This is a genomic window from Blastococcus sp. TF02A-30, assembly GCF_003319185.1.
Classification (GTDB): domain Bacteria; phylum Actinomycetota; class Actinomycetes; order Mycobacteriales; family Geodermatophilaceae; genus Blastococcus.
Map to the genome: position 1 here is coordinate 1 of NZ_QOHJ01000024.1, position 708 is coordinate 708.

Annotated in this window: 1 protein-coding gene; it reads left to right on the forward strand. The window is 69.4% G+C overall.

The features are described 5' to 3' along the window. A partial coding sequence (locus DQ241_RS20730) for a hypothetical protein (protein ID WP_199584798.1) occupies positions 1–707 on the forward strand: 707 nt, incomplete at its 5' end. Position 708: the final 1 nt, after the last annotated feature.

Below are 708 nucleotides of genomic sequence, written 5' to 3' on the forward strand. Positions count from 1 at the left end.
AGAACTCCAGTGCGATCGGGGGCAGCGGGTCCGCGTACTTCCTCGACGACAGGTTCACCGGGGTGGCCAACCGGGTCTTCCGGTACGGCGAGCCCGCCGACGAGGTGTACGTCGGCGACTGGGACGGCAACGGCACCGACACCCTCGCGGTACGCCGAGGGAACGCCTTCCACCTTAAGAACACCACCAGCGGCGGTGCCGCCGACACCGTCGTCTTCTACGGCGACCCCGGCGATGCGGTGTTCGTCGGTGACTGGGACGGCAACGGCACCGACACCCTCGCCGTGCGCCGGGCCAACACCTTCTACGTCAAGAACACCACCACCAGCGGCGTCGCCGACACCGTGTTCACCTACGGCGACCCCGAGGACACCGTCCTGGTCGGCGACTGGGACGGCAACCGCACCGACACCCTGGTGGTGCGCCGCGGAGCCAGCTACTTCGTGAAGAACGCGCTGACCACCGGACCGGCCGACTACACCTTCGGCTACGGCGACCCCGGCGACGCCGTGCTCGTCGGCCGGTGGACCCCGACCCAGCGCGGTGACTCCCTGGCCGTGCGCCGGAACAACATCTTCTACCTCAAGTACACCACCGGCTACGGACCCGCTGACGTCGTCACCGGCTACGGAGACCCCACCGACACCGCCTTCACCGGCGACTGGGACGGCGACGGCGTCGACGGCATCGGCGTCCGCCGCAACTGAG